At 70.4% G+C, this 26,550-nt stretch carries 21 protein-coding genes; 3 read left to right on the top strand and 18 right to left on the bottom strand.

Features of this window, described 5'->3' with window-relative positions:
* Positions 1 to 115: 115 nt before the first annotated feature.
* From ACFWQC_RS24560 to ACFWQC_RS24545, 4 genes are read right to left on the bottom strand one after another with little or no spacing between them, the layout of a single operon-like run.
* The gene (locus ACFWQC_RS24560) at positions 116 to 382 is read right to left on the bottom strand and encodes an acyl carrier protein (RefSeq protein WP_378684187.1); all 267 of its coding nucleotides are present in this window, start codon (positions 380 to 382) and stop codon (positions 116 to 118) included.
* Between the two features lie 15 nt (positions 383 to 397).
* Entirely contained in the window at positions 398 to 1,585 is a 1,188-nt protein-coding gene (locus ACFWQC_RS24555) for a pyridoxal-dependent decarboxylase, exosortase A system-associated (protein WP_378684184.1), read from the bottom strand.
* A complete protein-coding gene (locus tag ACFWQC_RS24550; RefSeq protein WP_378684181.1) occupies positions 1,585 to 2,451 on the bottom strand; it encodes a hypothetical protein in 867 nt (288 codons plus the stop codon). The genes ACFWQC_RS24555 and ACFWQC_RS24550 overlap by 1 nt, the downstream gene beginning before the upstream one ends.
* Positions 2,448 to 3,386: a glycosyltransferase family 2 protein gene (locus ACFWQC_RS24545; RefSeq protein WP_378684178.1), complete on the bottom strand. Its 939-nt coding sequence runs from the start codon at positions 3,384 to 3,386 to the stop codon at positions 2,448 to 2,450. Before ACFWQC_RS24545 ends, ACFWQC_RS24550 begins: the two co-directional genes overlap by 4 nt.
* Before the next feature lie 123 nt (positions 3,387 to 3,509).
* On the opposite strand from ACFWQC_RS24545, the gene ACFWQC_RS24540 reads away from it, so the two are divergent.
* Complete coding sequence (locus ACFWQC_RS24540; RefSeq protein ID WP_378684175.1) at positions 3,510 to 4,175, top strand: polysaccharide deacetylase family protein; 666 nt, start codon at positions 3,510 to 3,512, stop codon at positions 4,173 to 4,175.
* 3 nt (positions 4,176 to 4,178) lie between these two features.
* Here the strand turns inward: ACFWQC_RS24540 and ACFWQC_RS24535 are convergent, their stop codons facing one another.
* Both ACFWQC_RS24535 and ACFWQC_RS24530 read right to left on the bottom strand, forming a co-directional pair.
* Positions 4,179 to 5,750 carry an acyl-CoA ligase (AMP-forming), exosortase A system-associated gene (locus ACFWQC_RS24535; protein WP_378684173.1) on the bottom strand — a complete coding sequence of 524 codons (1,572 nt, stop codon included), beginning with the start codon at positions 5,748 to 5,750 and terminating at the stop codon, positions 4,179 to 4,181.
* A complete protein-coding gene (locus tag ACFWQC_RS24530; RefSeq protein ID WP_378684170.1) occupies positions 5,747 to 6,412 on the bottom strand; it encodes a hypothetical protein in 666 nt (221 codons plus the stop codon). The genes ACFWQC_RS24535 and ACFWQC_RS24530 overlap by 4 nt, the downstream gene beginning before the upstream one ends.
* A 323-nt stretch (positions 6,413 to 6,735) precedes the next feature.
* Here ACFWQC_RS24530 and ACFWQC_RS24525 point away from each other — a divergent pair, with 323 nt between their 5' ends.
* Entirely contained in the window at positions 6,736 to 8,208 is a 1,473-nt protein-coding gene (locus tag ACFWQC_RS24525; protein WP_378684167.1) for a DUF4082 domain-containing protein, read from the top strand.
* Here the strand turns inward: ACFWQC_RS24525 and ACFWQC_RS24520 are convergent.
* Positions 8,143 to 9,525 (bottom strand): O-antigen ligase family protein, encoded by a 1,383-nt coding sequence (locus ACFWQC_RS24520; protein ID WP_378684164.1) that lies wholly within the window; start codon positions 9,523 to 9,525, stop codon positions 8,143 to 8,145. The genes ACFWQC_RS24525 and ACFWQC_RS24520 overlap by 66 nt on opposite strands.
* A 6-nt stretch (positions 9,526 to 9,531) precedes the next feature.
* Complete coding sequence (locus ACFWQC_RS24515) at positions 9,532 to 10,323, bottom strand: hypothetical protein (RefSeq protein ID WP_378684161.1); 792 nt, start codon at positions 10,321 to 10,323, stop codon at positions 9,532 to 9,534.
* A 173-nt stretch (positions 10,324 to 10,496) separates the two neighbouring features.
* Here ACFWQC_RS24515 and ACFWQC_RS24510 point away from each other — a divergent pair, with 173 nt between their 5' ends.
* A complete protein-coding gene (locus tag ACFWQC_RS24510; RefSeq protein ID WP_378684158.1) occupies positions 10,497 to 11,204 on the top strand; it encodes a hypothetical protein in 708 nt (235 codons plus the stop codon).
* Here the strand turns inward: ACFWQC_RS24510 and ACFWQC_RS24505 are convergent.
* The 10 genes from ACFWQC_RS24505 to ACFWQC_RS24460 form a co-directional block, all read right to left on the bottom strand.
* Positions 11,188 to 12,957 carry a hypothetical protein gene (locus ACFWQC_RS24505; RefSeq protein ID WP_378684155.1) on the bottom strand — a complete coding sequence of 590 codons (1,770 nt, stop codon included), beginning with the start codon at positions 12,955 to 12,957 and terminating at the stop codon, positions 11,188 to 11,190. The genes ACFWQC_RS24510 and ACFWQC_RS24505 overlap by 17 nt on opposite strands.
* A gap of 12 nt (positions 12,958 to 12,969) precedes the next feature.
* Positions 12,970 to 14,223: a glycosyltransferase family 1 protein gene (locus ACFWQC_RS24500; protein WP_378684152.1), complete on the bottom strand. Its 1,254-nt coding sequence runs from the start codon at positions 14,221 to 14,223 to the stop codon at positions 12,970 to 12,972.
* Positions 14,220 to 15,338: a DegT/DnrJ/EryC1/StrS family aminotransferase gene (locus ACFWQC_RS24495; RefSeq protein WP_378684149.1), complete on the bottom strand. Its 1,119-nt coding sequence runs from the start codon at positions 15,336 to 15,338 to the stop codon at positions 14,220 to 14,222. Before ACFWQC_RS24495 ends, ACFWQC_RS24500 begins: the two co-directional genes overlap by 4 nt.
* Positions 15,335 to 16,801 (bottom strand): oligosaccharide flippase family protein, encoded by a 1,467-nt coding sequence (locus ACFWQC_RS24490; protein WP_378684146.1) that lies wholly within the window; start codon positions 16,799 to 16,801, stop codon positions 15,335 to 15,337. The genes ACFWQC_RS24495 and ACFWQC_RS24490 overlap by 4 nt, the downstream gene beginning before the upstream one ends.
* A complete protein-coding gene (locus ACFWQC_RS24485; protein ID WP_378684143.1) occupies positions 16,798 to 17,820 on the bottom strand; it encodes a glycosyltransferase family 2 protein in 1,023 nt (340 codons plus the stop codon). Before ACFWQC_RS24485 ends, ACFWQC_RS24490 begins: the two co-directional genes overlap by 4 nt.
* 26 nt (positions 17,821 to 17,846) lie before the next feature.
* Positions 17,847 to 18,473, bottom strand: a complete 627-nt coding sequence (locus ACFWQC_RS24480) for an acetyltransferase (protein WP_378684140.1) — start codon at positions 18,471 to 18,473, stop codon at positions 17,847 to 17,849.
* Positions 18,470 to 19,603, bottom strand: coding sequence for a DegT/DnrJ/EryC1/StrS family aminotransferase (locus ACFWQC_RS24475; protein WP_378684137.1), 1,134 nt, complete (start codon positions 19,601 to 19,603; stop codon positions 18,470 to 18,472). Before ACFWQC_RS24475 ends, ACFWQC_RS24480 begins: the two co-directional genes overlap by 4 nt.
* A complete protein-coding gene (locus ACFWQC_RS24470; protein ID WP_378684134.1) occupies positions 19,600 to 20,616 on the bottom strand; it encodes an NAD-dependent epimerase/dehydratase family protein in 1,017 nt (338 codons plus the stop codon). The genes ACFWQC_RS24475 and ACFWQC_RS24470 overlap by 4 nt, the downstream gene beginning before the upstream one ends.
* The gene (locus tag ACFWQC_RS24465) at positions 20,613 to 21,683 is read right to left on the bottom strand and encodes a Gfo/Idh/MocA family protein (RefSeq protein ID WP_378684132.1); all 1,071 of its coding nucleotides are present in this window, start codon (positions 21,681 to 21,683) and stop codon (positions 20,613 to 20,615) included. The genes ACFWQC_RS24470 and ACFWQC_RS24465 overlap by 4 nt, the downstream gene beginning before the upstream one ends.
* 82 nt (positions 21,684 to 21,765) lie before the next feature.
* Positions 21,766 to 26,532 carry a DUF4082 domain-containing protein gene (locus ACFWQC_RS24460; RefSeq protein WP_378684130.1) on the bottom strand — a complete coding sequence of 1,589 codons (4,767 nt, stop codon included), beginning with the start codon at positions 26,530 to 26,532 and terminating at the stop codon, positions 21,766 to 21,768.
* Positions 26,533 to 26,550: the final 18 nt, after the last annotated feature.

Raw genomic sequence — 26,550 nt, 5'->3', positions numbered from 1 at the left:
CCAACACGGTCCCATCGAGCGCGGAGGGCACCGTGTTGGTCTCGACACGCTCGGCCGCAGGCGGCCTCGCGGCTCGACCAGCGGGGGGCGGGACGGCTCGACAAGCGGGGCGGCGTCAGCCGACCTGCGCCCGCACGTACTCCGCCAAGGACCCGACGGACTCGAAGACCTCGGCGTTGATGTCGTCCTCGTCCATCTCGAAGCCGAAGCGGTCCTCGAGGACGGTGATCAGCTCGACCAGGGCGAGCGAGTCGAGCTCGGGCAGGGAGCCGAAGAGCAGGGTGTCCGCGGTCAGCGTGCCGGCGCCGTGGTCGGGTCCGATCACCTCGGTGATCGCCCCGGCCACCCGGTCGAGGATCGCTTCGGTGGTGTCGATGGTCATGGGACTCCTTGGGTTTCAGACGAGAACTTCGAGCGGGACGGGGTGGCTCAGGAACGCGGTGGGGCTGGCGGTGAGGCCGTACGCCCCGGCCTGGTGGACCACGACCAGGTCGCCCACCTCGGCGCGCGGCAGGTTCACCTTGTCGCCGAGCAGGTCAAGGGGCGTGCAGAGACAGCCGACGACCTGGACGGTCTCCACCGCAGCCTCAGCGTCACCAGCAGCCGCGGCGACCGAGATCGGGTAGTTGCGGCGGATGACCTGGCCGAAGTTGCCCGAGGCGGCGAGCTGATGGTGCATGCCGCCGTCGACGATCAGGAAGGTCTTGCCGCGGGAGATCTTGCGGTCGACGACCCTGGTCACATAGACCCCGGCCTCGCCGACCAGATAGCGGCCGAGCTCGATGACGACCTGCGCGGACGGCAGCGCAGGACGCACGCGGGTGGCGAGCAGCTCCTCGAGGCGCGATCCGACCAGCGAGAGATCGAGGGGCTGGTCCTGGGTGTAGTAGGGGATGCCGAAGCCGCCGCCGATGTTGAGATAGGTCATCGGCGAAGGAAGGTCACCGGACAGCCGCAGCACGAGGTCGACGGTGCGCTCCTGAGCCTCGGCGAGGATCTCGGCGTGCAGGTTCTGGGAGCCGGAGAAGACGTGGAAGCCGGCCACCTCGACGTCGCGGTCGTGCAGCGTCTTGAGCAGCATCGGCACCGTTTCGGCGTCGACCCCGAACTGCTGGGCGCCGCCGCCCATGCGCATCCCGGAGCCCTTGACCTCGAAGTCCGGGTTGACCCGCACCGCGACCCGCGGCCGGCGACCGAGCCGCTCGGCGGCCGCGACCAGGCGGTCGGCCTCCAGCGGCGACTCGATCTCGACGAGCACCCCGGCCGCGACGGCCTGGGACAGCTCGCCGACCGACTTGCCCGGCCCCGCGAAGCTCACCGACCCCGGGTCCGTCCCGGTGTCGAGCGCCACCCGCATCTCGGCCCCCGAGGCGACGTCGAGCGCGTCGACGGTGCGGGCCAGGTGCTGCACCACCGCCGGCATCGGGTTGGCCTTGACCGCATAGCTCAGGTGCACATCCCCGGGCAGCGCCTCACGCAACGAGGCGACCCGGGCGTCGATCGCGGCCCGGTCGTAGGCGAAGAACGGGGTCGATCCGACCCGCTCCGCCAGCAGCCGCACGGGCACTCCACCAACGTCGGTCATCACCACTCCAGACATGTCAGCTCGCTGTACAGGTAGTCGACCCGGGCCGGGTCGAGGGCATCGCTGCGCAGCATCTTCGGTCGAGCCCGCGACAGCCGGTAGGAACCGTCCGGTGCCGCGCCCGCGACCCGGTGCTCGACCAGGGTCGCCGCAGCTCCGTGCTGGGTCAGCAGGTGCGAGGCCAGCCGCGGCGCGTGCCGCCGGAGCAGCTCCGGGTTGCTCGCGTAGAGGACCGAGGCGAAGGCGCGTACGCCCTTGCGGGTGTCCTTGCGGGCCACGACGTAGCAGTGCTCCGAGCCCGTGCTCAGCACCACGTGAAGGGCCGCCGCCGCGGCACGGTGGTCGGCATAGAGGTCCCGCTCCTCACCCTGGAGCACCGAGTCCAGTACGTCGGGACGGCTGCTCACTCGCACCCCGCGCCGCCTCGGCAGCACAGTGGCGGGCGATACGGCCGGCACCAGCGATGTGGTCGTGTCCAGGTCGGTGAACTTGAGCTTCCGGTTGAGCGCGATCACGTTGCCCGAGGGCGAGAAGTCGGTGAACTCGTAGCCGGGCTGCTTGAGCAGCGTGGTCAGCAGCCGCAGTCCTTGATGGCGGTGGCTGTCGAGCACGCACCAGGCGCCCAGGTTGCAGACCTGGAGCTTCTCCGTCCCGACCCGACGCTCGGAGTAGTAGGCGAGGTAGGCCCCGACGACCCGGTCCCCCTCGGCGAGGAAGAACCCGTGGTTGGGCTGGGGTACGTCCCACGGCACCCGCAGCGCCTGGGTCCACTCCAGCTCCTGCACCCGCGGGTTCAGCTGCTCGTGCAGGAAGGTCGAGACGGCCGGGAGGTCCTCTGCGGTGATCGGGGCGAGCACGGCCTTCATGCGCTCGCCACCCACTCGGGCCCCCGCGGGGCGCTCATCCGGCGGGGGCTGACCAGGGTGCGTACGGCATGTCGCGACGTCTGCTTCCCCAGCAGCGCCCGGCTGCACTCGCGGGCCAGCACCATCAGCCAGTACGCAGCCCCCTGGACCCGCCCGCGGCGGACCGTGAAGAGCCGCACCCGGTTGGCGACCAGGAGCGCCCACAGCCCAGGCGAGGTGGTGGACTCTCCGCCGAGGTGCACGGCACGCGCGGCCGGCGCGAACCGCACCCGGAAGCCCCGGTCGCGAGCCCGCAGGTGGAACTCGGTCTCCTCGGAGTAGAGGAAGTAGGACTCGTCCCAGGGACCGCACGCGCGCCAGCACTCGGCACTGATCAGCTGCGTCGAGCCCTCGGCCCAGTCGGTGTCCTGGCCGCGCTCGTACTCCGCCGGGTCGGCCACGATCTCCCCCGCCCACCGGACCCGGCCGGCGCGGTTGGCGCCCACCACGGCGTCGGCGAAGGCCCGCACCAGGCTCGGCGCGCCACGCATCGACTCGATCAGCCGGCCCTCGGCATCGACCAGCCGGGGCACGGCCACGCCGACTCCGAACACGAGCTCGCGGGCGAGCGCCGTGACACAGTCGGGCTCCAGACGTACGTCCGGGTTGAGCACCAGCACCGCGTCGACGTCCGGATCTTCGGCGAAGGCGGCTGCGACACCCGCGTTGATCCCGGCGGCGTAGCCGCCGTTGCGACCGGTCTCGACGACGGTCGCGTCCGGCGCGAGGCGGCGCGCGGTCGCCACGGAGTCGTCGGCGGAGGCGTTGTCGGCGACCACCAGCCGCCACCCCAGACCGGCGAGCCCACCCGGCAGAGAGCCGACGAGATCGGCCAGCAGGTGAGCGCTGTTGTAGGTCACCACCACGACGGCGATGGTTCGGATCGGGAGCGACACACCAGTGAGTCTCAACGGGGTCCACCCCCACCGGACCCGGCTCCCGACCGCAGATCCCCCGTATGAGGTAGGCCAACGCAGACGGTCGCCCGGCACGGCCTCCGGATCCTTAGCGTGGAGAACATGCCCGCCCACGTGACCAACATCTGCTTCCACGGTATCGGCGAGCCCGAGCGCGAGCTGGAGCCGGGCGAGGACCGCTACTGGATCAGCCAGGACGCCTACGAGGACATCCTCGATGCCGTCGCCGGCCGGCCCGAGGTGCGCATCAGCTTCGACGACGGCAACCACTCCGACGTCGCGATCGGACTGCCGGGCCTCCAGGCCCGTGGCCTGAGCGCGACCTTCTTCGTGCTGGCCGGACGGCTGGGGAAGCCGGGGAGCGTCGACCGCCTCGACGTCCGGCTCCTCCGGGTGGCGGGCATGCGGATCGGCACCCACGGCATGGACCACGTCAGCTGGCGCGGCCTCGATGCCGAGGGCGTACGCCGCGAGCTGATCCAGGCCCGCGAGCAGATCACCATGGCGGCCGGGGAGACGGTGGACGAGGCAGCGCTGCCGCTGGGCCGCTACGACCGCGCCACGCTGCGTCACCTGCGCCGCCTGAGCTATGAGCACGTCTACACCAGCGACCGTGCCCACGCGGTGGCCGGAGCCTGGCTGCAACCGAGGTTCAGCGTCACCGCGGAGGACGACGGGGCCAGCGTACGCAGCCAGATCCTGACCGGGCAGGGCATCGCCAAGAGGATGGAACGGCAGGCGGCGGGCCTGGTCAAGAGGCTGCGCTGAGGGTCACGACGTCAGGACGGTCCGGATCAGGACGCGGTCGAACTTGCCGTTCGGCGAGCGCGGGAGCTCGGGACGTACCTCGATGGCCGAGGGCACCATGTAGGGCGGCATCGCGCGGCGCAGCGCGGTCAGCAGCCGGTCGACCTCGATCTCCGTCTGGCCGGCAGGGGGCGTCACCAAGAGGACGATCCGCTGCCCGAGCCGTTCGTCGGGCAGGCCTAGGGCGACCGCGTCGCGGACCAGGCCGGTGTCGTAGGTGACCTCCTCGATCTCGGTCGGGCTGACCCGGTACCCGGAGGTCTTGATCATGTCGTCCAGGCGCCCGACGAAGTAGAGGAAGCCCTCCTCGTCGGCCATGACCCGGTCCCCGGACCACACGCACAGCTCAGGCGTACGCCACGAGGCCTGCTCCCGCGGCAGCGGCCGGAACCGTTCGGCGGTCCGCACGGGATCGCCCCAGTAGCCCTGGGCCACCAGGGCACCACGATGGACCAGCTCCCCTTCCTCGCCGGGCTCGCAGGGCGTCCCGTCGGGACGTACGACCAGGACCTCGGCGTTCGGGATGGCCTTGCCGATGGAGTCCGGACGCCGGTCGACCTCGGCCGGGTCGAGATAGGTGGAGCGGAACGACTCGGTCAGGCCGTACATCAGGAAGGGCAGGGCCGTCGGGAAGTGCTCACGGAGCCGTTGCAGCGTGGCCCGTGGCATCCGGCCCCCGGTGTTCGCGAAGTAGCGCAGCCCGGCCCGAGCTTCCTGCGGCCACTCGACACCGGTCAGCTGCAGCCACAGCGGCGGTACGCAGGTCAACCCCGTCACGCCGTGCTCCGCGCACAGCCGGGGAACCTCGCCCGGCAGCAGATAGTTCATCAGCACGACGTGCGCGCCGGCAGCGAAGGCGGTGGTGATCTGACTGAGACCGGCGTCGAAGCTGAGCGGGAGCACCGAGAGGATGACGTCCTCGGGCCCGTTGCCGAGGTAGCTGCTGACGCTCTCGGCACCCACCACGAGGTTGCGGTGGCTCAGCACCACGCCCTTCGGCCTCCCGGTGCTGCCCGAGGTGTAGAGGATCGCGGCCAGGTCCTGGTCGATCGTCACATCGAGAGGCGCGGAGGCACCGGTCGAGAACACCTCGGCCCAGGTGTGCACCCCGATGTCGAGCGCGAGCTCATCATGGCCCCCCGTCCCGACCAGCACGATGTGCTCGAGCGACTCGCACCCCTTCAGCTCCTCGCGGAGCAGAACCAGCCTCTCCCGTGAGGTGATGAGCACCTTGACCGAGCAGTCGTCGAGGATATGGGCGACCTGGCCGCCCTTGAGCAGCGGATTGACCGGCACGAAGACCCCGCCCGCCGCCATGGCCCCGAAGATCGAGGCGACGGTCTCTGGCCTCTTCTCCAAGAAGACGGCACAACGGTCGCCCCGCGTCAGACCGAGGGCGCTGAGACCGGCGGCGACCGCGTCGACCGCGGCCACGACCTCGGCGTAGGTCTGGGTGAGAGCCTTGTAGGTCAGCGCAGGCGCATCAGGTCGCGCGAGCGCGTGCTCACGGAGGACGGAGTGGAGCGTCGTCCTCATCGCGTCCGCACCGCGATCATCGACTTGGTCAGGCCGAGGACCCTCTCCCTGAGGATGTCGGAGTCGGGGAAGTAGGAGCGCATCTCCGTCATCCCGACCAGCTCGGTCCACTGCACGTCGGCCATCGCCTCGGCCCGTGAGGCGGGAAGCGTGTGGACCAACGGCCAGCGCTCGGCGACCCGGGCCCTCAGTGCCATCGGAAGGAACTGCATCCCGGGGAAGAGCCAGTGCGGCTCGATCGGGAAGTACCGGTAGGGCGTCTGCACCCAGTGCCGCGGCGCGGCCTGACGGATCTGCTCGGCCAGCCTGGACCGCTGGGCATGGCCACCGACGTGCTCGAGCAGAGAGTTGGAGAACACCAGGTCGTACGCCACCGGCGCACCCGCACCTTCCAACGCGCCGCGTGCGTCACAGGCATCTCCCGCCACCGGCGTCAACCAGCCCTCAGCACCGGCTCCGGGCTCGGTCAGGTTGAGCACGACGACGTGCGCGGGTCGTACCGGTGCCCGCAGCCAGGAATCGGTGGTGCCGCCGACGTCGAGGACCTTCATGTCGGCGATATCAGGAAAGAGCGTCGTGAACCTCTCCCAGCGCCGCAGCCGGAGCATGGCGCCGAAGGACGCAGGAGAATCCACCAGTCGGGTTCGGAGCTCGAGCTTCACGTGGCAATCGTCAACGGCCCACCGACCAGAAGAACGGCTCGGGGAACCCGGATCCCCCGTATCAGGTAGACGCCGGGACGCAGTCCCGGCAAATGCACGTCCTGAGAAAACATGGTCGAGATACCGATTTTGGACGATGCTCGAGCCACCCCGGTCTGTGCAGGGTCGGTATCGCAACGGCGCTGCCTACACCCGAACGGTGCAACCACATGCAAACCTCGGAAAGTCGAACCTCTGGACCGGCACGCCCTCCGGGCTCTGCCCGAAAACCGATCCTTCTGGTCTGCAGCACTCTGATCACGGTTGTCGCCATCGCCGCCTGGGTGATCTGGCCGGCCTCGCAGGGCAAGGCGGAGGCGGTCAGCCTGCTCTCCGACGACGCGGTCCCCGCGATCGTGACGGACCCGGATCGTCGTCCCGTCGAGCTGGGTCTGCGGTTCCGGGTGACCGAGCCCGTCGAAGCCGTCGCGATCCAGTTCTACAAGAGCTCCGCGAACACCGGTCCGCACACAGGCACTCTGTGGTCCGGGCGGGGTCGTGAGCTCGCGACGGCACGGTTCAGCGACGAGCCCCGGCGTGGCCTGCAGGTGGCGGACCTCGACCGCGCGGTGGACCTCGAACCCGGCCGGGTCTACGTCGTCTCCTACACCGCACCCAAGGGCCGCTACTCCACCGACCAGTACTTCTTCACCGAGCCGATCTCCACAGGACCGATCACGGCCGGGGCCAACGCCGGCGTCTACTCCTACCGGCCCGGGTCCTTCCCCACCAGTACGTTCGGGGCCAACAGCTACGCCGTCGACATCGTGGTGCGCTGGGCCGGTTCCCGTCAGTCGCCCTCCCCGTCCTCGCCGTCGGATGCGTCGCCGAGCCCGTCCCAGAGCCCGTCATCGAGCCCGTCATCGAGCCCGTCCCAGAGCCCGTCAACGAGCCCATCCCAGAGCCCATCCCAGAGCCCGTCCTCGAGCCCGGCTTCTCCGGGCGTCGCCACCGACCCGCCGTCCCCGAGCGCGATTCCCGAAGGGTTCCCGAACCCGGCGACCACCGGCGTGCCCGCGGGCGTGAAGCTGACGCCGTACACAGGTCCGTGCGACATCACCACGGCCGGCACCGTGATCGACGGCAAGATCGTGAACTGCACGCTGAACGTACGCGCGGCCGACGTCACGATCCGCAACTCGGTGATCAACGGGACCGTGTACAACGACGAGGCGTCCAACGGGCTGGGGTTCCGGATCGTCGACAGCGAGGTCCGGATCGGCAACCGGGGCGGGACCGGCATCGGCAACGTCGGCTTCACCGCCCTGCGGGTGGAGGTCACCGGCGGCAACCGCTCGATCAACTGCTGGCGGGACTGCACCGTTCGTGACTCGTACGTGCACGGCCAGTTCACCGATCTGAGCGGAGTCGCCCACGAGTCCGGGATCCGCATGGGCTCCGGCGGCGTCATCAGCCACAACACGATCGGCTGCGACGCGCCCGACGTCCCGCCGGACGCGGGCTGCTCGGCAGGTCTGACCGGGTACGGGGACTTCGCCACCGTCGAGAACAACCTCATCGAGCGCAACCTGTTCCTGGTGACCACAGGAGGAACCTGCGCCTACGGTGGCTCGTCCTCGGGCAAGGCCCATGGCGACGCCAACCACATCCGCTTCATCGACAACGTGTTCCAGCGCACCGCGGCGCGGCCGAACTGCGGATACTGGTTCCCGATCGCGTCCTTCGACTCCTCAGCGCCCGGCAACGTCTGGAGGGGCAATGTGTGGTCGGACGGCGGTGTCGTGAACCCGGGATGACGGCTCCCCGGGCTCCTTCCGGACCAGCCGGTGCAGGGCGCCGGCGAGACCGACCATCAGGAAGAAGCAGCCGGACGACTGCGGGAACGCGAACAGGTCGTAGAAGGCCATCGCGGTCGCGCCGGCGAGGACCGCGGCGAGCAGCCCCTGAGCGAGCTCGCGGTCGAAGTCGGTGGTCGCGGCCTCCCGAGCGCTGCGGGCCATGAACGCCGCGACGAGGATGACCGCCAGCAGCGCGGCCATGCCGATCAGCCCGGTCTCGATCGTATGGCCCAGGTACTGGTTGTCCAGGATCCAGTACTGCGGCAGGAACGTCCCGGGCCCGCGGCCCAGCCATGGGTCGCGCGCGATGAACTGGAGAGCCACCCCGTAGGCGTCCGTCCGCGACGCCACGCTGGCATCGTCGCCGGCGCCGACGAACAGCCCGGTGAGGACACCGAGCATCCCCGGCACCATGAGATAGACCACGCCGGAGATCCCGGCCAGGCACCCGAGTGCGACCAGGCGCATGCGCCAACTCCAACGGAGGGCGAGGACCAAGATCGCGACGGCGGTGCAGAGAATCGCCGAGCGCGAGAGCACCATGAAGATCGCGATCGCGACCACGGCCAGGACTGCCCGATAGAGCCAGCGTCGTGTGGGTGCGTGCAGGGCGTACACGATCACCAGCGGTAGCGCCATCGACAAGATGACGCCGTACTCGATCGGGTGGGTCGAGGTACCGCTCAGCCGTGGCATGCCGCTGCGTTCGTACAGGCCGATCTCGATGCCGCGTGCGGAGAGTCCGGGGATGCTGATCCGGTCCACCAAGGCCTGCCGCGTCACGAACTGGACCAGGCCCAGCACCGCCACCAACCCGATCCCGATCACCAGCCGGCGCACCACTGCGTGCAACCGGTCGAGCGACGAGATCCCCTCTGCCGCCACCATGGCCAGTCCGGCCATACCGATCGTCCTGAGCAGTCCGCTGTCGGCCGGCGTCAGCTCGTTACCGGGCATGGGAGCGGACATCGCCAGCACGTACGACGCCATCACGGCCAGGAGAAACCCCAAGATCGCGATGCGTAGCGGCTGGACTCCTACATCGATCCGATGGATCCGTTGGACGTGGTACCAGACCCACCACAGGAACGCACCGATCGCGACGATCGTCGCCGGCGCACCGGCGGTGCCCAGGGCCGGGACGACAAGCACCGATCGGATGGAGAGCAGCACGACGATGTAGACCGTCAAGATGGTGGCGGCGTCGATCGCCCGGAGCACACCTGTCGTCGGCTCGCCCGGACTACGCACTCCGGTGAGAGGGGCCGTCCGCATCGTCGCTCACCTGCGTTGCACCGCGGACGACTGCTCGTCATGCGGTACGACCTGGGCGAAACCGTTCCGGGGCGGTGGCCTCACCCGGCCATCCGAGTCCAGGGGCTCGACGATTCTGGGGCCGGCGCGGTCCTCGCCGACGTCACCTGCTTCGTGCGAATCGTCCTCCTCCTGGCGCCTACCGCCACGGCTGCGCGAGAGCAGCAGCCCGTCCAGCAACCCGATGCCGAGGAGCCCGCCCACCAGGACGCCCGCACCGCCGACGATGCCGGCGCGGAGCTGGTCCTTGGTGACCTTCTCCGCGGTCTCGTCGATGGTGAGCCTCTGGATGGCGATGTACTCACGGCGCTTGATCCCCAGGTCGGCCTGCAGGCCGGCGAGCACCCCCGGCGCGGCCTCGAACAGGTCGTTCAGAGCGCCGATCGTGTCCTTCTCGCTGGCGCCGGTCACCTCGACCACGACGATCGGCCCGCTCACCGCCATGTCGGCGTACATCTCGTAGCTCACGTCCGGATGACTCTTCTCGAGGTCGGCCCGGGCCGTCTTGGACGTCATCGCGCGGATGAGGATGTCGCGGGCGGGGTTGAGTCCGCCCAGGGAGAGATAGGGGTTGCCCTCGATCTTCTCGCCCGCTCGGGTGGTCCCATCGGGTGGGAAGAGGAGCAGGGTGCCCTGAGCCGTGTAGGAGGGACCCACCCGCCCCATCATCACCACGACGGCGACGACGGTCAGCCCCAGGGTGACGATCACGAGGTACCAGCGGCGCGCCAAGGCCCCCCACACCGCGCTGAGTTCCATGTGTTCCGGTCGCTTTCGCTAGTCAGTGACTGAAGGCATCCCCGTGCCCGGGCACAGCCATCGTCAGGTTCTCCGGCGTGCTCCGGGCCGCACCCACGTCGTCATACCCAAGACGAGGTACCGACCGGACCGATCGTGGTCCCTCGTCGGTGGTCGCGCACAGGGTGAGGGTTGTGACAGCCCTCGAACTCGTCGGCCTGCTGCTGCGCAGGTGGTACGTCGTGGTCGTCTGCGCACTGCTGACGCTGGGCGGGTCCTTGGTGCTGCTCGACCGGCCGCCCGTCTACTTCACGCAGTTCGAGGTGGTGCTGCTCCCGCCGAAGGAGTCCGTGAACCCGAACACCCTCCGCGAGGACCCTTATGGGATGGTCCCGATGGCGGGCCTGCTGGTGGAGGAGTACAACCAGGGTCGTCACCCGCTCAACATGAGCACCACCGAGACGACCCTCTACGGCGAAGGCCTCAGCCGGGGCGAGCGTGTCCGGATGCGCAACGTCGGCAACCAGTGGCTCCCGATCTACACCAACCCGGTGATCGACGTGCAGGTCGTGGACTCTGACGCGGGTCGGGTCGAGGAGGAGGCGGCCCGGATCGCCCGGGACCTCGACGGCATCCTGCAACGGCGACAGGACGAGCTGGGTGTCCGCAAGGCGTCGCGGATGTCCACCGAGATGGCGCCGGAGGACGTGGTCGTCCAGGAGATCAGCGGTAGCCGGTCGCGTACGGCGGCGGGGCTCGCCCTGCTGGGCGGATCGCTCACGGTGGTCGCCGTGATCTGGGTCGAGCGTCTCTCCCGCGCCCGCGCTGCGCGCCGGATGCAGGCCCGGGAGCACAGCCCGACCGTACGCCGGACCGACCGGGACCTCATCTCGCAGCGGTGACGCCGGACGGGCGCACTGCGCCGGAGGCGAGGGAGAGGTTGAGCAGGAACGCGACCGTCCCGGGCCCCGGATGGTGCCTGCCCGCCAGGACGTCGTCGAGCCAGCTCGGCTCGACGATCTCGCTCTCCGCGAGCCCCGCGACCGTCTCCGGGTGGGCACGCCAGTAGGTCACCACCGCGTCGGCCAGGATCTCGCCACCGACCGGTGGGCGACCGCGGCCCCGGACCCGCTGGCCGACCTTGCGACCGGCCTTGGCCACCATCGTCGCGCCCCGTCGCCAGGAGCTGCGCCATCCGGGCGTGACGTAGGTCGCCGGCGAGGGGCGCCCCTCCAGCGGCAGCCGGGCCAGCTCGACATCCAGCTCGACCTGGAGCCGGGCCAGGAACCGGGAGCCGGCCTTGTCCTCGGGCGCGAGCGCCCGGACGGTCGCGATCCAGCGGTCATCCAGCATCGGGTTGACGATCCGCCGGCGGGCGCTCACCGGCGACTCGGTCGCCCCTGCCCAGTGCTGCATCCGCTGGCCGAGGTAGAGCTCGTCCGTCGCCTCGAACCACGAGCGCCCGCCGTCGGCAAGGGCGGTCAGGACCTCGGCGTGGGCGACCTCGCGGGCCCGTTCTCGGAACGCCGACCGCAGCGCCGATGGCTCGACGGCCTCGTTGACGAACATCCGCCACTCGGCCAGGCGTCGCGCCCGCGCCTCGGTGACCGGGCCGTCGCCGTCGCGGCCGAGGTAGTAGAACCCTCGGGCCACCTCTCCCCCGAGCCCGGAGATCCGCGGTCCCGGCATCGCCCGGGCCTCGGCGAAGTCCAGTGCCGCCCAGGCCAGCGGGTCAGCACCGAGCTCGATCGCGCCTGCGGCAGCTTCACACCGTGCGTACGCCTCCTCGGGCCCGAGCGTGTCGAGGCCGTCCACGCTGATGATCTCGTGTCTCATCTCGTAGCGCTGTGCCAGACCGGCGGCGATCCTCACGTCAGGAGAGTCCGGTCGTCCGAGGGTCACCACTCGTAGCCCGCGTCGGCGCCGGGGCTCGATCGCGGAGAGCAGCAGCCGCGAGTCCTGGCCGCCGGTGAGCTGAAGGATCGCGTCGGGGTGATCGTCGAGGTAGGCCCCCACGTAGCCACGGAGCATGCTGCTCATCGAGTCGACCGCCTCGGCGGGGTCGACACGCTCCCTGTCCGGCTCCTCGGTGAAGGCGTCCATACGGAGCCGGCCGTCTCGGATCTCGACCAGCCGGCCCGCGGGCACCTTCGTCACGGACTCGAACAGGCTGCGCCCACGCAGCTGCCAGCCGAGCAGGCTCTGCACTGCCAGACCGTCGTGGTCGAGCGACGTCGGCGCCAGTCCCGCCAGCACCCGTGCCGACGTCGAGATCGCCGCCCAGCCGTCGCCGAGGCGATAGTAGAGATGACGGAAGCCGAGCGCATCGGTGGTGGCGGTGACGGCGTTCCCGGCGTGCTGCACGGCGCCGAACGTCGGCAGCATCTCGGCGAGCGCCTTCCGGTCTCCGACGGCGAGCATCCGGGCCACGTCCTTGGGTTCGATCTCCAGGTTCCGTCGCCTCAGCTCGCGCGTGAGGACCAGCGTCCGGCCGTCGACCAGCGGCTCGTCAACTCCCCAGGTCGCCGTCTGCAGCCCCGACCGTGTGCCGTCGCAAGCCGCCTCGGGCGCGACGGCCATGACTGCCGCGGCCAAGGCCGGCGGGAACCGGCCGGCGGCTGCGGAGACTGCCGCGAAACCTGGCGGTGAGGACATCATGAAAGAACCCTAGGAAGGGCTCGTGGTGGCGCCGGCGCCACCAGCGATGCGTACCCAATCCATGGGAGCGCCCCTGGCCGTGTTCTCGATGACCCGGCGTACGCCCTCGCGCGTGTGTGCCCAGTTGTCGGTGCGTACGCTCCCGGCGGCCGCCGCCGCCCGGGCCGGGACGTCGGCTGCCCCGACCGCATCGGACAGGGCATCGGCGATGCCTCCAGGTGTCGGGGAGGCCCAGCCGACGTGTGGGTTGTCCAGGTCGGCACGGGCGTCGGGCGAGGAGTTGACCACCGGCACACAGCCCGCCGCGAGCATCTCCTCGGCGACCAGCGAGATGTTGGTGAAGGACATCGCCAGGCCGGCGACGCATCGGTTGTAGAGCGCGTTCAGCTCCTCGGGGGTGAGCCGACCGTGGTGGGTCACCGGGATCCTGAGGTCGGGTGCCGGCGAACCGTAGACGTGGATGGGCTGATCCGGGTGCCGCCGGAGGAACTCCGCGAGCGCGAGGGTGCCGAGCAGGTAGCCGCGCCGCGCCAGACCCGGCTTGGCGTAGAAGACGACGCCGGAGCGCTGATCGTGGTTGTGCAGCGAGTAGACGGAGGTGTCGCACGAGAACGGCACCAGCGCCGAGGAGACGCCCAGATCATCGCGCAGCCGACGGTGCACCATCTCCCCCAGCGCGATGTTGGTGAAGCCGAACCGGTAGGTGTCAGCGGCCAGCTCGTACTCCGAGCCGTGCGGCGAGAAGAGCGGCTCGTAGTCCTGGATGAAGTAGAGCCGGTGCAGCGGCCGTGTCGGCCGGACGGCGAGCACGTGGGCCGACTCCCACCCGGTCGCCACGCAGGCGTCCAGCCCGTCGAACCCCTCATCGACCGAACGAACCTCGGCCCGGACCCCAGGCCAGCAATCACGGATCACCTGGGCCTGAGCGGCCGCCGAGCCGTGGTGCCGGTCGTAGAGCAGCACGACGCAGCGGTGGCCGGCCCGTTCCAGCGCCTCCACCATCCGGAACATCGTGGTGTGACCCCCTGAGCCGGCCGCCGGCGGCGTGGTGAGCCAGCCGACCACGAGCGGGCGTCCACCGGGCACCGGCGGCACCGGACCCAGCTCCAGACGCGTGGAGTCGGCGATGTCCTCGGGCAGCAGGCCGAAGTCGAGGGCGTGTGCGTCGAGCTGTCGATAGGCACGCCGTACGGCGCGGCGGACCATGCCGCGTGGCCCCTCGCGCCGGAGCTTCCCGGCTATGCCGAGGACGCTGCCGCTCATCGGTGCACCACCTCGGCGAGGACGTCCGCGACGATCTCCTGCTGCGCTGCGGTGATGCCCGGGAACATCGGCAGCGAGATGATCTCGTGCGCCAGCGTCTCCGCGACCGGGAACGAGCCGGCGCCGTGGCCGAGCCAGGAGAAGGCGGGCCACAGGTGCACCGGTGCCGGGTAGTGGATGCCGGCACCGACTCCGGCCTCGATGAGCTCGCGCAGCACCCGGTCGCGGTCGGCGACCCGGGCGACGTAGAGATGCCAGACGTGCTGGTTGCCTGGCAGGACCCGCGGCAGAACGACCCCGGGCAGGTCGGCGAGCAGCGTGGCGTACCGTTGCGCGGCCTCGTCGCGCTCGGCGTTCCAGCCCTTGAGGCGCTCGAGCTTGAGAGAGAGCACGGCCGCCTGGACCGAGTCCAGACGTGAGTTGGTGCCGACGTCGAGGTGCTCGTACTTGGCGATCCCGCCGTGGTTGCGCAAGGCACGGACCCGGTCGGCGATCTCCACCGACCCGGTGGTCACCGCTCCAGCGTCCCCGTACGCGCCGAGGTTCTTGCCCGGGTAGAAGCTGGTCCCGGCAGCCGCACCGAAGGATCCCGCCGGCCGGCCGTTCCGGCTGGCTCCCTGGGACTGGGCGGCGTCCTCCAGGAGGAGTACGCCGTCCCCGACCGCGTCGCGGAGCTGCTCGAACGGTGCCACCTGTCCGTACAGATCGACCCCGATGACCGCTCGGGTGCGGCCGGTGACCCGGCGCGCGACGTCTGCGGGGTCGATCAGGAAGTCCTCGTCGCAGTCGGCGAGCACCAGGTCGGCCCCGGCGATGGCGACCGCCTCGGCCGTCGCGACGAAGGTGTTGGCGGGGACGATCACCTCGTCCCCGGCGCCGATGCCCGCGCCACGTAGGGCGAGCACGAGCGCGTCGGTGCCGTTGCCGACGCCGATGCAGTGCTCGACACCGGCGAACGCGGCGTACTCCTCCTCGAAGCGCCGCACCTGCGGTCCGAGCACGAACGCGCCGCTCTCGCAGATCTCGGCGAACGCGCCCACCGCCTCCTCGTTGATGGCCTCGTTCTGGGGCCGCAGGTCGACGAAGGGCACGCTCGGGCGTGGGTTCGCGGTCATGACGGGGTTCCTTCCGGGAGCGGGGCCGGCTCGAGCCGGCGAAGCTGGGTGAATCGGGCGCGCCACCACCGCAGCAGCGGCAGGGCGTAGAGGACGAGAGCGGCGACGGCGACGCCGGCCAGCGTGAGGAGCCGGTTGCTCCCGACGCCGGCGAGCCAGCCGCAGACGATGGCCGCCGGGATGGCCGCGAGGAGCGGGACCGCCGCCGGTCGGAGGAGCTCTCCGGACCGGACCCCGATCTTGGCGAGCGCACGTAGGTAGAGCGGCACCACCACGACCGCGACGACGACGACATGGGTCCAGCCGGCGCCGGCCAGGCCCCAACGGGCGACGCCGATGATCATCGCCGGCACCATCGCCATGACCCACGCGACCTGCACGAGGAGGACGGCTCGGGTCTCGCCCGCGGCGACGAGGAAGGTGGCCACCAGGTCGAGCACGACCCGGACACCTCCGAACACCGCGAGTCCGGTGAGCGCAGCGGCGGCGGGCTCCCAGCGCTCGCCGTAGACCAGGGTGACCAGCGGGACGGCGGCGGCGGCGAGGCCGAGCGAGGCCAGGGTCGCCACGGCGACCAGAGGCGCGATGCAGAGCACCAGGCCACGATTGCGGATCTGCGGCGAGGACGCCTGGGAGAAGGCGGGCAGCGCCACCACCCTGATCGCGGCTCCGAGCGCGCTCATCGGCCAGGAGGAGATGTTGAAGGCCAGCACGTAGAGCCCGAGCTCCTCGGGGCCGAGGGTTCGGGAGACGATCAGGTTGTCGAGGCTCAGCAGCAGCCAGGAGAGCAGATTCGCGGCGGCCAGCGGGAGGCAGAACGCGAGCGAGTCCCGGGCCAGAGCAGGATCGAACCCCAGTCGTGGCACGGTGCGGGTGACGACGAACAGGCCCACCGCGATCACGCTCTGGCAGGCGATCTGGCCACAGGCGAGCGCCTCGGCACCGACGCCGCCCAGGAGCAGGCCGAGGGAGACCACCACCGAGGCCACCAGGCCGAGCCCGTTGATGCCGAACAGCGCACCTTGCCGATAGGCCCTGGTCAGTCGCGCCGAAGGAACGATCGTGAAGCCGAAGACGGCGATGCTGACCGCCATCAGCCTGATCACGCCGACCGACTCCGGGCTGTCAAAGGCGAGCGCGATCGGCTCGGCAGCCAGAGCCATCGTCGCGCCGAGGCCGATGCTCACGCCGAGGCCGATGCTCGCCACCGTCGGCGCCCGCGGCTCCATGTCGGGCGCGCGGACCAGATCGGCGCCGAGCCCGAGGTCGGCCAGGGTGCTCAGGATCGCCCAGACCGTCAGCGCCACCGCATAGACGCCGAACTCTGCCGGCGCGACCAGCCGGGCGACGAGGATCCCGAACAGAACGCTTCCGACCCGCATCGCGATGGTGCCGCCGAGCCCCCAGCCGAGGCCGCGGCTCACTCGCCCGGCCACCGTCCCCTGAGAGGTCGTCGTGGTCATGTGCCGTACCTGCGCTCGAACCGCCACCGCAGGTGGTGTCGGACCTTCGCGGTCGCGCGACTCCACGGCGCCGGACCGGACACCCGGTCCTCGGTCGCCTCGGCCCAGGCGCGTCCCCAGGCTCTGGAGCTTCGGATCGCAGGGTGCGTCTCGGCGGCGAAGCGGAGGTGCTCGAGGAGGACCGCGGAGTCGCCGTGAGCGACTTCCCGACCGCGACGCAGCGACTCCTTGGCCAAGGCCCTCATCGCGTACGGCCGCAGAGTCTGGATCTCGGCGACCTCCGGGGCACGCTCGTCGAAGAGGATGTCGAAGGTGCGCCGCCGCTCGCGCAGGTCGGTGAGCCAGCCCGCGTACTCGGTCAGGTGCATGTTGGCGTCGTGCACGCGGTAGGCCGCCTGGATCGGTCCGTCCACCCGGCCGACGTCCCAGCGCGCCGCGGTGCGCAGCCACATGTCGAAGTCGCCCGAGTGGGGCAGTCGAGGGTCGTACCCGTCGGTCTGCTCGAGCGCATCACGCCGCATCACCGCCTCAGGGCTGACCACGAAGCAACGGCCCTGCCGAGCGGCGGTTCCGAGCCAGTCCCTTCCCGACCAGACCGACCAGCTACGGGTCCTCGTCGGCCCGACCGGCAGCTCGTCGGTGAACGAGCGCGCGTACCCGTAGACGAGGCCGACGCTCGGGTGGTTCTCCATCAGCGCGACGGCGCGGGTGAGCGCATCGGGCATCAGTACGTCGTCCGCGGAGACCAGCGTGACGTAGTCTCCGCGCACCAGGGAGAGCCCGTCGTTGTAGGTCTGGATGTGCCCGGCGTTCCGCTCGTGGACGAGCACCTGGACGCGCGGATCGTCCGCGGCCAGTGAACGTGCGACGTCCGCGCTGCCGTCGGTGGAGGCATCGTCGACGATCAGCACCTCGACGTCGAGGCCGTCCTGGGCGAGGGCTCCCGCGACCGCCTGACGCAGATAGTGCCCGTAGTTGTAGCACGGGATCACGACACCGACCGAGGGGCGTGCCCGCAATGGTCGCGGACGGTGGAACCGGCGCATCAGACCGCCACCCGGACCGGGCGGGCAGGGACCCCAACCCAGGTCTCACCCACGGGAAGATCGTGGAGGAGGACAGATCCCATACCGAGGACGGAATCGGCTCCGATGGTGACATGCTGCCGCACCGAGGAGCTCATCCCGAGGTACGCGGCCTCACCGACGACGACACCCCCGCCCAAAGCGACCCCGGCGCACACGGTGGCGAAGTCGGCCACGATGTCGTCGTGGGTGAAGACCGCGTTGGGCATGACGACGACGTGTCGGCCCACCGACACCTGCGACGTCAGCCGGACCCCGGCGAGCAGGATGCTTCCTGGCCCGACTTCGCACCCCGCGGCGACCGAGGCGTCGGGGTGAATGATGGTCGCGAACCGGTCCGGGGTCACGCCGTAGTCGAGAAGGCGCTCGACGAGCATGCGCCGCACACGGCCGGACCCGGTGCAGATGACCAGGTCCGCGCCGGTGTCGGCGACCACCTCGACGGGGCCGATGACCTTGGCGCCTCCGACGACGGTGCCCCAGCGTCCGCGGTCGTCGTCAACCGCGACGATCTGGTCATAGCCCGCAGCGGCGGCAGCGGTCTCCCCCGCCAGACCGCTCGCCGCGACGAGAACGAGCGTGGTCATCGGCGTGCTCCCCCCTGCCGGAGTACGTCGATGACCCGCGCCTGCTCCGAGTCCGAGAGCTGGTGGAAGAGCGGCAGGATGAGCGTGTTGTCGGCGAGGTGCTCGGTGGCCGGCAGGCTGAGCGACGGCGAGGCGTACGCAGGCTGCCGGTGCGACGCCATGATCCCGCGTCGCGCCGAGATCCCAGCCTCGGCCAGGGCGCTCAGCAGCCCCTCGCGGTCCAGCCCGTACGGGGACCCCACCTCGATCCAGAACGACTGGAAGTTGCTGGTGCCCCAGGCCGGGTCCGCGACCGCGCGCAGCCCGTCGATCTCGGTGACCGACTTCGCGTAGACGGCGGCCAGCTCTCGGCGTCGGGTGACCACCTCCGGCAACCGCGACAGCTGCACCAGCCCGACCGCGGCCTGCAGGTCGGTCATCCGGAAGTTGAAGCCGACCTCGTCGTAGGACTCCGGTGGCGAGACCAGGCTGGCGTGCCGGTCGGCGGCGGAGACGCTCATCGCGTGCTCCCGCAGCCTGCGCGCCCGCTCGGCCAGGTCGGCGCGCGAGGTGGTCAGCATCCCGCCCTCGCCGGTGGTGAGGATCTTGCGCGGGTGGAAGGACCAGGCCGCGATCTCAGCGCCGGCGCCCACGGGGCGGCCTCGGTAGGTCGACCCGGCACCGCAGGCAGCGTCCTCGATGACCATGATGTCGAGCGGGTCGCAGACCTCCCGGATCGCGTCCAGGTCGACCGGCACCCCGCCCTGGTCGACCACGATGACGGCGGTCGTCCGTGGCGTGAGCGCCTCTCGGACGGTCGCCGCGGTGAGGTTTCCGGTGACCGGCGAGACGTCCGCGAAGACCGGCCGGGCCCCGACATAGACCGCCGCGTTGGCGGTCGCGATGAACGAGAAGGACGGGACCACGACGTCGTCCCCCGGACTCACTCCCGCGACGACCAGTGCCAGATGGAGCGCCGTCGTGCAGCTCGAGGTGGCGACCGCGTGAGCAGCCTCCTGCGAAGAGGCGAAGCGGCGCTCGAACTCGGCCACGCGTGGCCCCTGGGCGACCCAGCCGGAGCGGAGCACCTCGGCGACCGCCTCGACCTCCTCCTCGCCCAGCCAGGGCTGCATGACGTTGACGCGGCTCACGACATACCCCCGCTGAGCTCGCGGCCCGCGGCGATCTCGGAGCGCAGCGGCGCCCACCACTCGACGAGCTGCCGCAGCCCCTCCTCCAGCCCGATCGTCGGGGACCAGCCCAGGTCCTCGCGGGCCGCGGAGATGGAGGCGAGGCGGCGGGTGACCCCGTTGACCGCGCGCTCCGGACCGTGCTCGACGCCGAGCGGGGAGTCCATGGCCCGCAGCAGCGCCTCGGCCAGCTCGAGCAGCGAGGTCTCGGTGCCGGAGGCGATGTTGTAGACGCCCTCGTTCACCTCGGAGGCGGCCGCCAGGATGTTGGCCCGGGCGATGTCGGGCACGCAGACGAAGTCCATCGTCTGGCGACCGTCGCCGAAGATCAGCGGCGGCTTGCCGTCGGCGATCCGCTCCATCCACCGCACCAGCACCTCGGTGTAGGCGCCGTGGACGTCCATCCGGGGTCCGTAGACGTTGAAGTAGCGCAGCCCGACGTAGTCGAGCCCGTGCATCGCCCGGAAGGACCGCACCAGCCCCTCGTTGTAGGACTTCGCAGCCCCGTAGAGGGTGTCGTTGTTGTTGTGGTGGTGCCCCTCCGGCGTCGGGAACTCCTCGGCGAGCCCGAAGACCGAGGCCGAGGAGGCGTAGATCAGCTTGTCCACCCGTGCCTGCACGGCGGCCTCGACCACGTTGAAGGTGCCGTCGACGAGCACCTCGTTGGCCAGCCGCGGCTCCTCGGCGCACAGCGTGATCCGGATGGCGGCCTGGTGGAAGACCAGGTCCTTGCCTGCGGTGAGGTCACCGACCAGGTCCCGGTCACGGATGTCGCCCTCCACCAGCCGTACGCGACCGGTGGCGAGGGCGTCGTCGAGGTTGGCCTTGCGGCCCCGGATCAGGCTGTCGAGCACATCCACGTGCGCGACCCCCGCGTCGAGGAGCTGGTCCACGATGGTGGAGGCGATGGTGCCCGCCCCTCCGGTGACCAGGACGTTCGCGCCGTTCAGCTTCGTGAGGTCGGGGGAGGTCATCGGATCAGCTCCAGGGTCGGGGTCTCGGCGGCCACCTCGACGAGGGCGCCACGGGCTCGGAGGCTGGTCTGGGCCGCCTCCAGGACGGAGAGGACACGGAGCCCGGCGGTCCCGTCGGTGCGCGGCGTACGGCCCTCCTGGATCGCCGAGGCGAACTCGCCGACCATCCGGGCGAGCGCCTCGTACTCGGGCAGCGCCGGCGCCCAGGTGTCGCCCAGCCGGTAGGAGATGGTCGCGGCGGCGCGGTCGGCGATGTCCACGCTCTGCTGGACCAGGTCGACGCCGCGGTCGAAGACGCTGAGCCGCTGTTGCGGGTTGAGGTCGTCCCAGACCAACGTACGCCGGCTCCCGCCGATCACCATCTGCCTGATCTTGGTGGGGCTGAGCCAGTTGACGTGGACGTGGGCCATCGCCCCGCCCTCCAGCGGCAGGCTCAGGTAGCCGACACAGGACTTGCCGGCCCTGAGCGGGTCGGCGCCGTGCGCGGCGACCCCGGTGGGGCGCAGCCCGCCGGGCAGGATGAAGTCGAGGATGGAGAGGTCGTGCGGGGCCAGGTCCCAGAAGACGTCGACGTCGGGTTGCACCAGCCCGAGGTTGATCCGCACCGAGTCGACGAACAGGATCTCGCCGAGCGAGCCGTCCTCGACCAGCTCGCGGATCTTCTGCACGACCGGCGTGTAGCAGTAGGTGTGGTCGGCCATCAGCACGAGATCGTTGGCGCGCGCGGCCTCGACCATGCTCCGCCCCGACTCCACGTCGTCGGCCAGCGGCTTCTCGACGAGCACGTGCTTCCCCGCGCGCAGCGCCCGCTCCACCAGCCCTCGGTGCGTCCGGGCCGGGGTGGCGATCGCGACCGCGTCCACGTCCTCGCGCGAGAGCACCTCGTCGAGGTCGGTCGTGGCCAGCACGTCCGACCCGCCTCCGATCACCTCCCGGGCCCGCTCGAGGTCCAGGTCGACCACCGCGACCAGCGTCCATTCCCGCGCGTTCCGGAAGTTGCGGACCAGGTTCGGTCCCCAGTAACCGGCCCCGACCACTGCTACGCCGAGCGGTTCCCCATCAGTCATGTCGACCATGGAATCGGCGAGGGGCGAGGCTCCGAAGAGCCTCGCCCCACCTATCCCCGCAATTAGGGACTCGTTGTCCGGACTACGGTGACGCCGGGCGGAACCTCACGTCCACGAAGTAGTTCGTGGAGTTCCAGGATCGGTTCGGGAGCCCCCCTCCGGTCCCGTACCGATACCGGCCGTTGGCTCCGCCCGGAGCCGTCAGTGGGCCGACCGTCCGAGACTGGGTGAGCGCGGCGGGCGTGGAGGAGTAGCGCCCGTTGGGCGCGTAGTAGGACACGACGTACGTCGCCCCCGGCGTGAGCGCGACCGGGGTCGGCAACGTGGCCTGCTGCCAGCCGGTCGCGGTCTCACCGGTGAAGGTCACCGTCGCGATCCGGGTGCCGGCCGAGTTCCACAGCGAGCCGGTGTGGGTGCCGGTGTTGCCGCTGCCCTTGTAGAACCGGATCGCCGTCACCGAGCCGGCGACCGACGTCGAGAAGGCGGTGCCGACCTCGATCGGCATCAGGTCGAACGTCGACGCGGTCTGCGGCGTGACCCCGGTGAACAGCGAGACCTCTGTCGGGACGGCCGCAGCGGTCGTGAACGACCACGTCTGCGTCGGCAGGCTCACCCCGTCGGTCGAGACCACTCCCGAGGCGCTCACCGACACCGTCGCCCCGGCCGGCAGCGCGGCCGACGGCGTGAACTGCAGCGTACGTCCGTCGCTGCTCCGCGCCGCCGAACCAGCCACCGAGGACCCGTTGGCGGTGGCCGACATGCTCCAGCCGTTCGCCACCGGCGCCGAGAACGTGATCGCGGGATCGACCCCGGTGTCCACGCCTGTCGCGCCCGGGCTCGGATCACGCCCGGTGACGCTCATCGTCGCTGCTGCGCGTTCGAAGACGACGTCGACGAAGTAGTTCGTCGCGCCCCAGCTGAAGGTGGGGAACCCACCCGCGGCGCCGTAGAGATAGCGGCCGTTGTTGGTCGCCGGCGCGGTCAGGTCACCCGAGGTCCAGGCAGTGTTGAAGAACCCGCCGGTGGCCGAGTAGTGGCCCTGCGGAGCGAGATAGGAGACGACGTACGTCGCCCCCGCCGTCACCGGGACAGGCTGGGAGAGCGTCGCCTCCTGCCAGCCCGAGGCGGTCTCGCCGACGAAGGTGACCGAGGCCAGCCGGGTGCCGGAGTCGGACCACAGCGACCCGACATGGGTGCCGTTGTTGCCCGTGCCCTTGTAGAACCGGATCGCGGTCACCTGGCCGTCACGTGCGGAGGTGAATGCGGTGCCCACCTCCACCGGGGACGCATCGCTCACAGCCAGCTGCTGCGGCACCTGGGCACCGAAGAGCGACTGGCTGGTCGCCGACTGGGCCCGGGTGCGGAACGTCCAGCTCTGTGGAGCCAGCGTGGCCCCCTCGACAGAGGTCACCCCGGTCAGACTGACCGAGACGTCCGCATCGGAGGGGAGCGCATCGGTGGGATCGAAGGTGATCTCGTTGCCGGCCTGGTTCAGCGACGAGGTCCCCGCGATCGTCCCGCCCGGGCCCGAGACGTTCATCTGGTAGCCGGAGGTGATCGCGCTCGAGAAACCGACGGTGATGTTGGTGCCGCGCGGCACCGAGACCGCACCCGGCGCCGGGCTCTGTGACGTCACCGTCAGCGTCGGCGCACCCTTCTGGAAGACCAGGTCCACCATGTAGCTGGAGGCCGAGGAGTTGCCCGGGAACCCCTCGCCATAGGTATAGGCGCCGGCGGTCGAGGAGACCGAGATCGGCCCCTTGGAGAGGTCCGAGGCGGCGAACGCGTTCGGTGTCGCCGAGTAGGACCCGTTGGTGTGGTAGGACGCGACGTAGTCGACCCCGGCCTGGACCGCGACCGGCTGGGCGAACGTGAGCGTCTGCCAGCCGGTGGTGCTCTCGCCGGTGAAGGTGCCCTGGGCCAGCGCCTGGCCGCTGCTCGACCACAGGGTGCCGGTGTGCGGCCCGGTGTTGTTCACGGCCTTGTAGAACCGGACACCTGTGACCGTTCCGGTGACCGTCGGGCGGAACCGCACTCCCAGCGTGAGCGAAGCGCGCTCGGAGTCCTCCAGGATCGTCGGCACGTCCTCGTCGTTGTAGATCGAGCACGGGCACACTCCTGGTGTCGCCGGCGGTTTCGCGGTCGTGAACGACCAGCTCTTCCCTCCGGTGAGCGGCGTTCCCTGGGTATCGGTCGCCGCGAGCGTGACCGTGTGCTTCACGAACCCTGCCAACGGGTTGGACGGAGTGAAGGTGACGGTCCTGGTGGTGGCGTCGTAAGCGGTCGATCCCGGCACCGATGCCCCGAGCGCGTCCTTGACCGTGACCTGGACCGAGGAGGACACCACCGGCTTGGAGAAGCGGGCGCTGATGGTCGTCGACCGCGGGACCGAGGACGAGTCCGCCAGCGGCCACTGGCTGATCGCGGAGAGCGGTGAGTCGTCGGTAGACGTGAAGACCACGTCGACGTAGTAGTTGGAGTTGTTGTGCGAGTTGGCCGGGAAGGTGCCGGGGTTGGCGTAGACCCCCGCAGGGGCGGCGCCGTAGCCGCCCGCGACATCGAGCGGGTAAGCCTCCAGGCCTTGGGCACCGAAGGCCCACGGCTGCACCGCGTAGTGTCCGTTGGGAGCGGTGTAGGAGACGATGTACGTCGTGCCAGCACTCAGTGCCACCGGGTTGGCGAACAGTGCCTGTTGCCAGCCTCCTGAGGTCTCCCCGGTGAATGTGACCTGGGCCAGGCGCTCGCCGCTGGTGCTCCAGAGCGAGCCGGTGTGGGTGCCGGTATTCCCGGAGCCCTTGTAGAAGCGGACGCCGGCTGCGTACCCGTCGGCGAGGGGGCTGAAACGCAGGCCGAGCTCAGCAGCACTGGGGTCGTCTGCCGACGGTGTCGCCGGGCTGGTCACGGCCGTCCAGGTGGTCGGGATCGAGGTCTCGCCGAAGATGCTGCATCCGCAGGAGACGTTGAACGTTCGCGACGCGACGGCGCCGATGTTGGCGCTGTCGTCGACCGCACGGACCTGGATCGGGGTGTTGCCGACGCCGTGCTGGATGTACTCGACCGTCCACGCCGAGGTGCCCTTTCCGGGGTGCCAGCTGCTGCCGCCGTCGGTGGAGTACTCCACGCCGGCCACGATCCCTCCACCGGAGTCGGTGGCGGTTCCGGTCAGGGTCACCTTGGCGCCGTTGGGTTGGGCCGATCCCGCCGCGGGTGAGCTGATCGCGACCGACGGACCGGTGGTGTCGGTCGAGGCAGCGACCTGCTGCAGGCCGGCCATCAGCGTGGTCGGCTGAGCGCCCATGTCGGCGAGCAGGTTGACCTGGGCCTGCTGCATCGCCGGGCTCGTCGGGTTGCTGTCGTACTGGCTGTCGTGGGTCGAGTCCAGCCCCCAGGTCCATTGGACGGTGCCGGCACCGAAGACCAGCGCCCCGCTGCTGGCCCGGTAGAGGGTGATCGAGTGGGTGGTCGTACCGTTCCCGACGTTGCGACCGAAGTCGGTCATGTACTGCCCCTCGACGAACGCGGTCGTCTCCGAGGCCCGGATCAGCCCTGGTGGACGGAACCCGTTGTCCTGATCCTCGTCGGACTCATACCCCACCGTATGTGGCGCCAGCTCGGTGGTGGCCCCTGTCATCTGCCCCAGCCCGGTGCCGCGCCACAGCCGCTGCCGGCCCTGGTCCCGGGTGACGGTCAACGGTTTGTCGGTCCAGTTGGACATGAAGATCGTGCCGGTCAGGGCGTTCTCGGGGAGCCCGCCCCCCTTGCTCTTCGGCGCGTAGCGCGGGTCTCGCCAGGTGGAGGTGGACTCGTCGGCCGGGTCCTCGGTGCCCCAGGCCTCCTTGTAGGTCACCAGGGTGCGGTAGGAGTTCGTCCCGGCCGCGCCCACCTGAGAGGACTCGTACCGAGTACGCCAGTAGACCTCGTTGCCGCTGAGGAACTGCAGGTTCACCCCGGCGTCGCGGGCAGCCTCCACGTTGGCCCGCTGGGCGCCGCTCCAGTACTCGTCGTGGCCGACGGAGAGGAAGGTCTTGTGGTTGGTGAGCAGCTCGCCGCGACGGTCGGTGTCGACCCCGGCGATGTAGCTGACGTCGTATCCGTTGCGCTCGAGGAATCTCACCAGCGGGTACTCGTTGGCGAAGTAGAAGTCCCGCGCCGGGCTGTGCCGGGTCACGAAGGGCCGGTTGTAGCTCAGCTTGTACGCCCGTCCGTTCGCGGCACCGTGGTAGAAGCTGGAACCGCCGTAGAGGTTGTACGCCTGCCAGGTGGTGTCCGAGGTCTGGAAGACGACGTCGGAGTGGCTGGAGTCGTCGCGGACGATGAAGGTGATGTGGCTGGCACCACCGGTGTCGGAACGGCGCAGCCGCGCGACGTAGACACCGGAGACCGCGTCGGACGGCACCTGCCATCTCGCCGAGACCGCCCAGTTGCCGCAGTCGGTCAGTTCCGTGCTGGTCTCACGCGTGCAGTTGGGCTGGTTCTGCGGCAGGTTCGCGGACGGCGTGACCGACGCGATCCGCCGGGCCCCGTCGCCGCCGTACCACCCGGTGCGGTAGATGGTGATCGAGTAGGCCGACGCGTTGGTGTCGACCTTGAAGTCGATCGGGTCACCGACGTCGACACTGATGTCGGTGGCGAAGCCCTGGATCGAGTCGTCCCCAGCCCCGTCGATATCCCACTCGCTCGAGGGCGAGCCCGGTTTGGAGTTCTCACAGGCGATCTTGTTGCCGCCCGGAGCACACGGGTCGCCGGCGGCGTACGCCGTGGATGTGGTGACCGTGAGGCCGGTGAGGACGAGGACGGCTCCGAGCAGTGGTGCCAGGAACCGACGGCCCCCGGATCTGGGATGCATCATGAAGGACGTGCCCCTTCT

The organism is Nocardioides sp. NPDC058538 (genome assembly GCF_042719275.1).
Lineage (GTDB): Bacteria > Actinomycetota > Actinomycetes > Propionibacteriales > Nocardioidaceae > Nocardioides.
Note: the sequence above shows the minus strand (reverse complement) of the source record. Positions and strands in the feature narration are given on the sequence as shown.

What these genes read in the sequence shown, in the direction of transcription:
- ACFWQC_RS24560 (WP_378684187.1), bottom strand. Translation starts at nt 382, where the DNA reads ATGACCATCGACACCACCGAAGCGATCCTCGACCGGGTGGCCGGGGCG.
- ACFWQC_RS24555 (WP_378684184.1), bottom strand. Translation starts at nt 1,585, where the DNA reads ATGACCGACGTTGGTGGAGTGCCCGTGCGGCTGCTGGCGGAGCGGGTC.
- ACFWQC_RS24550 (WP_378684181.1), bottom strand. Translation starts at nt 2,451, where the DNA reads ATGAAGGCCGTGCTCGCCCCGATCACCGCAGAGGACCTCCCGGCCGTC.
- ACFWQC_RS24540 (WP_378684175.1), top strand. Translation starts at nt 3,510, where the DNA reads ATGCCCGCCCACGTGACCAACATCTGCTTCCACGGTATCGGCGAGCCC.
- ACFWQC_RS24535 (WP_378684173.1), bottom strand. Translation starts at nt 5,750, where the DNA reads ATGAGGACGACGCTCCACTCCGTCCTCCGTGAGCACGCGCTCGCGCGA.
- ACFWQC_RS24520 (WP_378684164.1), bottom strand. Translation starts at nt 9,525, where the DNA reads ATGCGGACGGCCCCTCTCACCGGAGTGCGTAGTCCGGGCGAGCCGACG.
- ACFWQC_RS24515 (WP_378684161.1), bottom strand. Translation starts at nt 10,323, where the DNA reads ATGGAACTCAGCGCGGTGTGGGGGGCCTTGGCGCGCCGCTGGTACCTC.
- ACFWQC_RS24505 (WP_378684155.1), bottom strand. Translation starts at nt 12,957, where the DNA reads ATGTCCTCACCGCCAGGTTTCGCGGCAGTCTCCGCAGCCGCCGGCCGG.
- ACFWQC_RS24500 (WP_378684152.1), bottom strand. Translation starts at nt 14,223, where the DNA reads ATGAGCGGCAGCGTCCTCGGCATAGCCGGGAAGCTCCGGCGCGAGGGG.
- ACFWQC_RS24495 (WP_378684149.1), bottom strand. Translation starts at nt 15,338, where the DNA reads ATGACCGCGAACCCACGCCCGAGCGTGCCCTTCGTCGACCTGCGGCCC.
- ACFWQC_RS24490 (WP_378684146.1), bottom strand. Translation starts at nt 16,801, where the DNA reads ATGACCACGACGACCTCTCAGGGGACGGTGGCCGGGCGAGTGAGCCGC.
- ACFWQC_RS24480 (WP_378684140.1), bottom strand. Translation starts at nt 18,473, where the DNA reads ATGACCACGCTCGTTCTCGTCGCGGCGAGCGGTCTGGCGGGGGAGACC.
- ACFWQC_RS24470 (WP_378684134.1), bottom strand. Translation starts at nt 20,616, where the DNA reads ATGACCTCCCCCGACCTCACGAAGCTGAACGGCGCGAACGTCCTGGTC.
- ACFWQC_RS24465 (WP_378684132.1), bottom strand. Translation starts at nt 21,683, where the DNA reads ATGACTGATGGGGAACCGCTCGGCGTAGCAGTGGTCGGGGCCGGTTAC.
- ACFWQC_RS24460 (WP_378684130.1), bottom strand. Translation starts at nt 26,532, where the DNA reads ATGATGCATCCCAGATCCGGGGGCCGTCGGTTCCTGGCACCACTGCTC.